Origin of the sequence: Paenibacillus motobuensis, from assembly GCF_039521865.1 — a bacterium.
Lineage (GTDB): Bacteria > Bacillota > Bacilli > Paenibacillales > Paenibacillaceae > Fontibacillus > Fontibacillus motobuensis.
Genome location: NZ_BAAACX010000018.1, coordinates 63,826 through 75,151 on the forward strand (window position 1 = coordinate 63,826; position 11,326 = coordinate 75,151).

Consider the following 11,326-nt stretch of genomic DNA (forward strand, 5'->3'; position numbering starts at 1 on the left):
ATGAATTGAACACATATGTATAAGTCGAAATCTACAATGCACCACGAGTTGTTCATTATCGGTGCAGGTGCTTCAGGTCTTATGGCCGCCGTTACCGCGCGAGACCGAGGGGTCGATGTCGCGATCATTGAAGGCAACGACCGGGTAGGCAAGAAGGTACTGACGACCGGCAATGGTCGCTGTAACATTACGAACCAATCCACGGCGAAGGGTACGGACGAAGCGGTCGCACTATCGCGTAAATATCACAGCAATCAAATGGAATTCCCGCTGCCTGTGCTGCAACAATTCGGCGTCCGTCAAACCGTCGATTTCTTCAACACACTCGGCCTTCCGTTGATCGCCGTGGAGAATGGCCGGATGTATCCGATGTCGCTGCAGGCTGCATCTGTATTGGAGGTTTTCCGGATTGCGCTAGAGGATCGGTATGTTCCTATACACTTCAAAACCAAAGTATTGGATGTTACCGTATCGAAGGGACATCCGCGATTCACAATTTTATGCCAAACGGAGGCAGAGGGAGAGGTCGTGTATACCAGTGATTATCTCTTTATCTGTACGGGCGGCCTTACCGCACCAAAGACAGGAACGGATGGATCTGGTTATACGCTTGCCCAGCGACTGGGACACACACTGATCGATCCTGTACCCGGGATCGTACAATTGAAGCTGCAATATCCGAATCTAAAGGAGTTGTCCGGTGTCAAATTCGAGGGGTTGGGCCATATCATCGTCAACGGCGAAGTTATTCGCAGCGAATATGGGGAAATCCTGTTTACAGACTACGGCGTCTCCGGCCCGCCGATTCTCCAGCTAAGCCGGAAGGCTGCGTATCAGCTCAAAAAAGGAGAAACAGTAACCTTATCGCTTGATTTGATGCCAGACCGCACGGAGGAAGAAGTCGTCGATTTTCTAGATACACATTGGGGAACGTTCGGATACCGGACTGTTGCGGCTTCCTTGATTGGCATCTTTAACAAGAAGCTGGTCCCTATTCTGTTGAAAGAGGCGGGGATTGATCAAGAGCCGAACCTCCTATGTCAGGACTTATCGTGGAAAACTAAGAAAATCTTGTGCCAACTCATAAAGCGTTGGGAATTTACCGTAATCGATACCAATGGCTTCACGAATGCGCAAACGACGGCCGGCGGTATCGATACAACAGAGTTAAGAGAAGGAACGCTAGAATCGAAGCTAGTACCTGGCCTCTATTTTGCTGGCGAGGTGATGGATGTGGATGGAGATTGCGGTGGCTATAACCTGCAATGGGCCTGGAGCTCCGGCTATTCCGCCGCGATGGCACTTGCCGATCAACTTACAGGCATCATGAAAAAAGATTGATAGTTGTTTGTTCCTTTCGGTATTATCCCCTTTGAGTAGACAGTGAAAAAACCAAGTAAGGAATCTTGGTGGCACACTGTACTCGGAGGGGATTTTTCTGGCTAAAAAGGGACAGCAATTTGAAACGTATACAATAGAACACAAGATGCTAGCCGTTGAGATGTATTTACAAGGTGGAGCGAGCTATCAAACCGTAGCGAATATTTGCGGAATCCGGAATAGTAGCCAGGTAAAAGTTTGATCAGGGAAACATCGGGGTAACCATACGTTAGAAGATCATCGTGGGAAACATACAAACTCTAACCCTAGATAAGTTTAGGAGGTTAACGAAGAGATGATTCCAAAACGATTTATTTTGGAATGATCCCTCCCCGAATAGATTTGGATTGCGTTTTAACAGTATTGTTGAAATTTGGGGTTATAAGGCTTATATATGCGGGTATGAGCATTATTTTCAAATCATTTAGCAAGAGATTAGTTAATAGCTGGTGTGGTGGTATTATGGCTTGGGAAAACCAAGCCTTTTTTGTCCTAAATAAGTGGGAAGAGCATGTCATGGGGGGAATATTGGGGGAAATGTGGAAGTATATAGTTGGTAATAACAAATCTACTTTACATCGATTGTAGGGGAGGGGATGAAGTCTTGTATAATAGTTTCTCTCTATACGGAATTGCTTTTATTGTTTTATAAAGCAAGGAAGAAGCGTTCTATCGGAAAGTACATATAACCTATCGCTAATTGGAGGTAAGACCATGCGCAGAATCTTAGCCATATGCATTGGTTTCGTATTAATCACTATGATTGTATCTTGTTCACCAAGAGAAATGACATGGGAAGAAAAAACGAGAAAGCTAATGTCAGAACACAATGTTGAAATTGATGAAATCTGGCATTATGAATTAAAACAGAATCATATTCTTGTGTTTTACGAACAAGGAGGATGGCTTTTTGTTGGTTTTATTGATGCGCAGAAAGATAGTTGGGACTGGAAAGGGAGGACTACCCCTATTGACATAGAAAAGGGTGGTTATATCTTTACCGATGAATATAATGTTCCATTTTATATAACTGTGCTACTGACTACACATGAATCTGTTAACGAGGTCAAGGTAAAAGGAAAACGTGCAAAGTTAGTACAGATCCATCCTGAGAATAAGATCTGGGTTGCATACCCTGATGAGCCGGTAGTGAATGAAACCTATTTCGAGATGAAATAATTCAATTACGTCGAAGCCAGTTTTTTTTATGTACACTTTTTATGGCTCAACCTAATAATCAATGCTTGACAATTTAGCATCAGATGGTGGTTGCAGTACTTCCAATCCCCGTACTTTCAAAAAATCACTTCCTGAATCCGTGATATTGGACATCTGTTGTGGTGAACCCCATGCTCAATCTCGTTGTTCTACAATCCCTGCGTGAGGCTCTCCAGTCTGATTTCTAATACCGATCTAAGAATACCGTGGACGCGATTTCGCCAATTCTTCTTGCCCCCATCCGCATATAAAAAGGCTCGATAAAGGCAAGTTGTCATCCTGATGCATGACAAATAAAATGATAATTTACTATTGGGCAGCACGAATTCAGAACTCCAATCGACTGAAGTACGATGTGGTTAATAATTACGAGAGCACTTGCTTTAAGGTGGATGGATTTACGGATAGCACATCTTTGCCACTTTATGACATAAATCATTATAAACTACTCTTCTTCCGGATTGTAGAACCCCTTAATGACGGTCTTATCACCCGTTTCTAGATGCATGGAAGGATAATGCTCCTTATAGAACAGATCCTCGGCTTGCTCAGAGATCTCTACCTCGAAGTGAATACTATTCTTGGATTGATACATCTCCATGGAACGACTCAGAAGCTCATCTATAGAAAAGCGGGTTTTCGCGTCCACTTCTTCAATAGAAGTAATCCGGTCACATCTAAACACCCGGTACTTATTCGTACTTAGCTCGATTCCAGTAGCATACCATTGACCGAACCTGGCCGAGATCTTGAAGAATTTCACCTCGTAGCTTGTTTCCTGACTATTTTTCAAATACTGAATCCTACAGGGGCTCTCATGAAGAATGCTCATCAGAATCTGGTCCAAATAACGACTCACATGATGATGCTGATACATCTCAAATTGCAGCACCTGCTTCATCTTGCGAATCTGCTCGATCTGCCCGTCAGATAGACAGTGCTCAAACTTCTCATTCAGTTGATTCACGCTGAGATGGAAGGGCGTCGATTGATAAGCCTCCAGCGTCAGCATAGCAAAATACAGAGCATACACTTCATCCATCGTGAAAATAATAGGAGACAGCAATCTGTTCTGCAGGATCCCGTACCGTCCATGCCTCCCATGCTCCGAATAAATCGGCATGCCCAATTGCTCTAATGAGCTGATATCCCGCAGCGCCGTGCTTTTGGATATATGATATTTGTCCATTAGGTCCTGTAAATTAAAGAACTCCCGGCCGTTCAAGTACCAGATCATGTCGTTCAATCTTTCCGATTTCTTCATTCATAATCTCCTTGCTTAAAGGTGTCATATTTTGCCACCTATATGTATTATTATGAATTCAAGATCAAATATCAAACTTAAAGGAGATCGATCGCATGAGCGCAACATTAGAAGTAGCGATATTCTTATCCATGAACGGAAGAGCCCAAGAGGCCATCAATTTTTACAAAAAACACCTCAACGCCGAGCAATTACTACTCGTCACCTACGAAGACATGGTCCAACGCGACTCGTCGTTCCCGCTTACGGAGGAGAATAAACATCATATTACTCACTCCGTGTTAAGAATCGGAAAGACCAAAATCATGATCGCCGAAGACACCATGGACCCCCGTGAAAAATACACCGTCGGCAACAACACTTCCCTGTGCATTCAAAGTGCGAACTTGGGAGAGATCGAGAAGTTCTATGAAAGTTTAACCTCTGATGATCGGGTGAGAGTCATTGTTCCCTTGGCGAGCAATGTGTTCAGCAAAGCGTACGGGATTATCGAAGATCCGTTTGGGGTGCAGGTGCAGTTGATGGTGGATGAGAGGTTGGGGTGAGGAATATTGATTTATAATTACAAGGTAGTAATCCTATTCATATGATTTATGACAAACCTATGAGTATATTTTGGCAGTTGCCAAAAGGTCATGCTCATAGGTTTTTATTATTTAGAAAAAAAGTCAAAGGAATAACAACTACTTTGGAAATGGGCAGCAGCCATATTGGTTAAAGATTGCCGTATTGACCTCTACTTTGTATAAATTCCTTAATCTATCATGGCGTTAAGGAAGCTGGGAATTTGAAATAAAGACCTAGTGTGGTGAAATATCTCTTTATTTGTTGAAACGAGTAGATAACGGTTTGAAAGAAGATCCTTGTAAAAATGAAGGTCAGAAAATGGATTCGCTTTCATTCCAATATTCTTTTGACTGATCCTGATCCAAATTGTTTGCTACATATTATCTTTCGGACATTGGAATTAATACTATAATTGACCGGTGAAGAGCGAAGAATTAAGAAACACTATCGTCAAAATACCGTTAATTCTTTAATTAAGCACATTGATAATTTTTAATTTAGTTTTAGGGGAATTGCAAGTGTTATACTAGAACAACTTTTAACAAAAGAATAGCCTAAGGATCAAACAAGACTTAAATCATTTTAGCTCTATTGAAAATTAAAAGTCTAAAATATGCATGTTTCAATTTGTATACTATAATTGAATGATTGTAGCCAAACTTCAACTTTCCCATTGTTTTTGTTATAGTTACATTATACAAACCCATGTTCGCTTTATTAATGAAAAAAGGATGATTGTAAAATGATTAAGTCACCTCTTAGATATCCAGGTGCAAAAAAAAAAGTGCTCAATCGTTTCACTCAGTTTTGGGAAATCCCTCATTTAGAATATAGAGATGTTTTTGTAGGTGGTGGCTCTACTTTTTTTGGTAAGCCTAAATCACAAAAAAACTGGATAAATGATTTTGATGAAGAAGTTGCAGCTTTTTTTGTATCTATGCGAGATTATCCAAATGAACTTTGTAATCTAGTAATGTCTACAAAGCCAACAGTAGAATTATGGAGAAGTATTAAAGATGAAGAGCTTAATACAGATCTAGAAAAGGGATTTAGGACATTATTTTTAAACCGTACAACTTTTAGTGGAATATTAAAAGGAAATCCAATTGGAGGGATTGAGCAAAAGAGTATTTATACCATAGATTGCCGTTGGAACCCTAATGCACTTTGCAAACAAATTCTTTTATGCAGTGAAATGTTACAAGGAGTTAAAATTACATCTTTAGATTTTACAGATATTATTGAAAAATCAGGAGAGAATGTTTTGCTTTATCTTGATCCTCCCTATTATCACAAAGGGAATCTACTCTATCGTCATGGAATGACGACAGAAGATCATAGAAAACTTTCTAATTTGCTAAAGGATACTAAACATAACTTTTTTATAACATATGATGATTGTAAGGAAATCAGAGAGTTATATCAAGAATGGGCGTATCTATATCCTGCATCATGGTTTTATAGCAGTTCGAATAAAAAAGCTAGGGAAGTTGGTAAAGAATTATTCATCTCTAACTTCGAGATTCCCGAGCAAATTGCATATGATTTTGGTTTGGGGAGAGATAACTAATGGAATTTCCACAATTAATTACTTCAATAGAACACGGGATAACCGAAGTTGGGAAAACTGCCAGGTCAGAGGAAGATGTGCGCCTTGGATGTGAAAGTATTCTTAAAAAATATTTGCCGCAGATGGGAGTGCATTATGATGCTAGATATGAAGTTTCAATAAGCAATGGCCGTATAGATGCTTTGTTCAATCATTTGATTACTGAATATAAAGAGCCAGGAAAACTAGCAACGCGAAATGGATATAATCGAGCAACTGAGCAGGCTTTACAATATATAAAAAATCTAGCTAAAGAAAATAAGGAACCAGCTTTTAAGTATATAGCGGTTGTTTTAGATGGGAAAAATATCGGGTTTGTTAGATTTAATCAATTTTCCCAAAAAATAATATCCCCTCTGCTTCCTATTAACTTTGACTCAATTCGTTTGTTTTTGAAATATATACGCTCACTAAATTATAAGGCATTAACAACAACTAATGTATTAGGGGATTTTGGACCTTATAGTAAAATAACCAGTAATGCTATAAAAGCATTGTGGATATGTTTTCAATCTCATCAGGATACACGGACATCTATGTATTATACTGAATGGCGAAGATTATTTGGACAAGTATCTGGATTTGGTCAGACTGCTGCCTCCGAACTAGGTGTTACTAATATTGCAAAGCAATTAGGAATAGAAATCAATAATAAGTCTGCAGAGTTCATCTTTGTACTCCACACATATTATTCCATCTTGATAAAACTAATTGCTGTCTTCATTATAGAGAATGCTAAAGAAACAAGCGGAATTTACAACAAATTCAAGAGTTCCTCGTTAGAGGAAAAGAGATCTATGATTAAGTCGATGGAAAATGGAACTGTTTTCAGAAGATTAGGTATAACAAACTTCTTAGAAGGTGATTTTTTCTCTTGGTATCTAAATGAATGGGACGAGAGTTCTGCTGCTGCAATACTAGAAATACAGGAATGTTTATGTGATTACGAGCCATCTACTCCCTCACTTATGCCAGAATCTGTTCGTGACTTATTAAAAACTTTGTACGAAAGACTATTACCAAAACAAATACGTCATGATTTAGGGGAATTTTATACTCCTGATTGGTTAGCTCAACATACTATTAATTCATCAGGCTTTCTGCCATCTGATAAAATACTTGACCCCACTTGTGGCTCAGGGACATTTTTAGTTTTGTGCATAAAAGATAAAATAGATCGATTGAAAAACACTATGAGCCCAGATGTACTTTTAAAACACATTTTGTCTCATGTTTACGGGTTTGATTTAAACCCATTAGCTGTAATTGCAAGTCGAACCAACTACCTACTAGCCCTTGGTGATTTATTAAAATATGCAGATGGTGATATCGAAATTCCTGTATATCTAAGCGATGCAATTTTATCCCCAAAAAAGCAAGATACTGGATATACATATCGAATCGAGACTACAATGGGACCGATTGAACTGAATATTCCGGATGAGGTTGTTTCTAAAGGGGTTTTAGCAACAGTACTTATTCAAATAGAAGAATTAATTATTCATACAGCTGAGCGATATTGTACGCAAGAACAGGCTAGAAAACATCTTCGTGAGGTTATGATTAGGCTAGGATTATCCGATAGCATATCTGATATTGTAAAGTTGTATGACGATATCATGGAACTTGAAAAGAAGAATTGGAACAGAATTTGGTGCAGGATAATTAAAAATCACTTTAGTTCCGCAACTATAAGCAATTTTGATGTTATTGTAGGAAATCCTCCGTGGTTACGATGGACTAGTCTCCCTGAAGTTTATAGAAACTCTATCAAGGAATTTTGTGTAAACTACGGACTTTTCTCTAAAGATAGATTTGTTGGTGGAATAGAGACTGACATATCAACAGTTATCTTATATGCGACTGCAGAAAAATGGCTTAAACATAACGGCAAGTTGGCGTTTCTAATAACAAGAAGCGTTTTTAAAACAGAATCATCTGAAGGATTTCGTAAATTTGAAATTCCAACCGAGAAAGAGACTAAATTTAGAGTTATGAAGGTGGAAGACTTAACGAATATAAAACCCTTCGAGGGAGCGACTAACAAACCAGCTATAATTCTTTTGGAAAAAGGGAATAAAAAAACCGAATATCCTGTTCCATGGATCGTTTGGAACAAAAAAACCAAAACTCGAATCTCAGATGATAGCTCTCTTCAAATGGTCCTTGAAAACACAGATAAATATGAAAAGTCTGCCTATCCTATATACCCGGACGGTGGTCCATGGTTAACATTAAATCCTGAATACGTAGATCAATGTAAACAATTAATTAATCATGGAGGAGAGCATAATTATCCGGCAAGAAAAGGAATATGTACAGATAGAAATGGAATATACTATGGATCGATTCTTGAAAAGAGGGGTCAAACAGATGTTGTATTCGAGAACAATCCTGCGCTTGGAAGAACTACTGGTATTCCTGCCATTCGTACGATTATAGAAAAAGATTTAGTCTTCCCCATTGCTAGAGGAAGAGAAGTATCAGCGTTTCAATGGAAGTTTGGGAATGTTTACGGGATTGTTCCACAAGAGAAAATGGATGGTTTTCCTGAAGAATTTATGAGACTTAACTATACCAAAGCTTTAAATTATTTTCGAGAGTTTGAAAATAACACACTTCACCATCTAACAACACGTGGAAGTTTTCGGCGTTATCAAGCAATGCGGAATGCTCCGTTCTACTCTTCCTGGAACGTTGGAGAGTATACATTTGCACCTTATAAAGTAGCTTGGTCAGAAATATCCGGAAGCTTCGAGGCCTGTGTTTTATCTAGAATTTCAAGTCCTTACTGGGAAGAACAGAGAATGGTTATTCCTGACCATAAATTATATTTTGTTCCCGTATACTCTGAAACCGAGGCTCATTATCTTTGCGCTTTATTAAATGCCCCTCAAATAGAAGAATTTGTACTGGGGTATGTTGAAACTACGCAAATTGGAACACATGTTACAGAATATCTTAAGTTACCAAAATTTAATGAGTCAAATGACATTCACCAAGAGTTAGCTCAATTATCATTGAATGCTCATTTTGATATTAATCTTGTTCAAATTGCAAGAGAAAAAATATCTATTCTGTTAGGTAAAATACTTGCTGAAAATTAATATTAGTTATAACCACTGGCTTAGACCACGGGTACCTTCTGAACTAAAGATCTGTTACAAGCAAGCATCTTAAAGACGTAATGAAACTCTGCTAACTTCGTTACCTTCTGGTGTCATTCTTTGTCTTCCTTAATAAGCTTGGGTGGGTGGCAGATTTCAACAACAATCTTCTTATCGAGAGATAAAGGGTGCTTAACTATGGTCAAAAGCTTTCCTGCACTCTAGTCTAACTGGGGAACTTAGAGTATAAAAGGGGCTGTCCAATAAGTCACCAAAATAAAAAGTTGGACGGAAAAACGTCATGTTTTTCGTCCAACTTTTTTTGTTTTGTCGCTTTTGCAGGAAAGTAGCGAGGCGGATGCCTGCCACCTTCAGTAGATTGTGGGCCAAAGCCACAATCCCAAACTCGGTGTGAACCTTCTCTAGCCCTCGCAAGGAGAACCGCCGGAACGACCGATTGCCCTTGATGTGACCGAATACGCTATCTACCTCGACTTTACGCCGAGCATAGATCGCGGATTTCTCGTCATCCTCAAGGGCTTTTTTTGGCCTTTGCTATTAGTTCTTCCCAGATCGTATTCCAGTGTACCTGGCGGTTTCCCTTGGCCTTGGTGCAGCTTGCTTTGAATGGACAATCACTGCAATCTTCACATTCATAAATCTTAAAGCTTTGTTCCCAGCCAGAAGCATTCTTTTTCGTTTGGTATTTCTTAAAGCGAACATACCGGCCATTCGGGCAAATAAATCGGTCATCACGCTCTTCATACATCCAGTTGGAGGCGTGCCGGATATCCTTCTTGTATCGACGCGTTTTCTCTTTCATGTAGCTGCCGTAAGGAATGAGAAAATCAAAACGGGACTCTTTTTCTTCGCCCATCGCATACAAATAGTTCTCTTCGCTACCATAGCCTGCATCAGCAATCACCGTTTGGGGCATCGGCAAAGAAGACGCAGCCAATCGCTCCATATGTGGGATGAAAGAGCGCGTATCGGTGGGGCGCTGGTGGATGCTGTAAAATAAAACGAACTGGTTTTCTGTCGCCATTTGCACATTGTAGCCCGGTTTCAGCTGACCATTCTTCATGTGGTCTTCCTTCATCCGCATAAACGTAGCGTCCGGATCGGTTTTGGAGTAGCTGTTACGATCGCCAAAGCGGGCTTTCTGCTGCTTATACTTGGCCAAGCGAGGCAGAAAGTCCTCTCGGATCTGTTTGAGTGGCTGCTTCAGGGCACTGCGCTCTTTGCGTAAGGCTTTCCTCGCTTCACTGTCGTTTGCTTGAGCGATTTGTTCAGTGAAATCTTCCACCTTTTCTTCCAGTATGGCAGCTGCTTCTTCGAGTCTTGCAGGAAGTTCATCCGGGGCTGCCGCCATGCATTCGCCAGCTTCTTGCTGCGTGAGCGTATGAATATGCGCAAGGGTCGCCTGCACCTTTTCCTTTTCTTCAAAGTGAAGGGTGGATTTTTTCCACACAAAAGAATACTTGTTAGCATCAGCTTCGATCTTCGTACCGTCTAAAAAGTAGTTCTCCATCGTGATGTAATGGTCTGCGATGAGCTTTCGGATCATCGTTTCAAACAGCTCGTCCATAAATGCTTTCATACGCACGTCACGGAAGTCGGGCTGTTGCATTGCTGCAAGCCACATAGCCGGGAGGTTTTCGCGTAACTGCTTTTCAATACCGCGACAAGAGTAGACCTTTTGCGAGTAACCGTAAAGGATGACTTTGAGCATCATTTTGGGATGGTAGGAACTGCGGCCTCCGCCTGTGTAATGAGCAAACAATTGCTCATCCGGGATGGCTTCAATCATTTCATCAATCACACGCGCCACATGGTGGGTAGGGATATGCATCTCCAGATCCAGAATCATCTGAGCCTGTTTGTTGTCATACGGCTTGAAGGTAGGGGCAAGATTTCGTTTTGGATCACTTTTTCTTCCCCACCCCCTAGAGGAAGTGTCAGTTGCATGTTATACTGTTCTGTAGTAGTCATTTGATTACACATAAAAACCGTCCTTCCGTAAAATGTTTGTGTGGTAACTTCCATTTTACTAGATCAGACGGTTTTTTTGTGCTTATTTTTTTGCATTCAACGAAAATGGGGCGGACCAGAAGTCAGTTTTCACTGACTTTCTGGACAGCCCCTTTTATATCTATAAAAAAGGCATACTAGTTTCGGAAG

At 40.2% G+C, this 11,326-nt stretch carries 6 protein-coding genes and 2 pseudogenes; 5 read left to right on the plus strand and 3 right to left on the minus strand.

Annotation, left to right across the window (positions count from 1 at the left end; genetic code table 11):
* Window positions 1–15: 15 nt before the first annotated feature.
* Both ABD014_RS19795 and ABD014_RS19800 read left to right on the plus strand, forming a co-directional pair.
* Complete coding sequence (locus ABD014_RS19795) at window positions 16–1,341, plus strand: BaiN/RdsA family NAD(P)/FAD-dependent oxidoreductase (RefSeq protein ID WP_343864048.1); 1,326 nt, start codon at window positions 16–18, stop codon at window positions 1,339–1,341.
* 753 nt (window positions 1,342–2,094) lie between these two features.
* A complete protein-coding gene (locus tag ABD014_RS19800) occupies window positions 2,095–2,559 on the plus strand; it encodes a hypothetical protein (RefSeq protein WP_343864050.1) in 465 nt (154 codons plus the stop codon).
* 405 nt (window positions 2,560–2,964) lie between these two features.
* On the opposite strand, the pseudogene ABD014_RS19805 reads toward ABD014_RS19800, so the two are convergent.
* Window positions 2,965–3,862 (minus strand): annotated as a pseudogene (locus tag ABD014_RS19805) (helix-turn-helix transcriptional regulator).
* Window positions 3,863–3,957: 95 nt separating this feature from the next.
* Between ABD014_RS19805 and ABD014_RS19810 the strand changes: the two are divergent.
* The 3 genes from ABD014_RS19810 to ABD014_RS19820 all read left to right on the plus strand — a co-directional run bounded on the left by ABD014_RS19810 (window position 3,958) and on the right by ABD014_RS19820 (window position 9,145).
* Window positions 3,958–4,407: a VOC family protein gene (locus ABD014_RS19810; RefSeq protein WP_343864052.1), complete on the plus strand. Its 450-nt coding sequence runs from the start codon at window positions 3,958–3,960 to the stop codon at window positions 4,405–4,407.
* A 764-nt stretch (window positions 4,408–5,171) separates the two neighbouring features.
* The gene (locus ABD014_RS19815) at window positions 5,172–5,999 is read left to right on the plus strand and encodes a DNA adenine methylase (RefSeq protein ID WP_343864054.1); all 828 of its coding nucleotides are present in this window, start codon (window positions 5,172–5,174) and stop codon (window positions 5,997–5,999) included.
* A complete protein-coding gene (locus tag ABD014_RS19820; RefSeq protein ID WP_343864056.1) occupies window positions 5,999–9,145 on the plus strand; it encodes an Eco57I restriction-modification methylase domain-containing protein in 3,147 nt (1,048 codons plus the stop codon). Before ABD014_RS19815 ends, ABD014_RS19820 begins: the two co-directional genes overlap by 1 nt.
* Window positions 9,146–9,337: 192 nt before the next feature.
* Here ABD014_RS19820 and ABD014_RS24900 read toward each other — a convergent pair whose 3' ends face one another.
* Entirely contained in the window at window positions 9,338–9,658 is a 321-nt protein-coding gene (locus tag ABD014_RS24900; RefSeq protein WP_379338697.1) for a transposase, read from the minus strand.
* 19 nt (window positions 9,659–9,677) lie between these two features.
* Window positions 9,678–11,018, minus strand: a pseudogene (locus tag ABD014_RS19825) (IS1182 family transposase); the annotation flags it as partial.
* Between the last annotated feature and the right edge of the window lie 308 nt (window positions 11,019–11,326).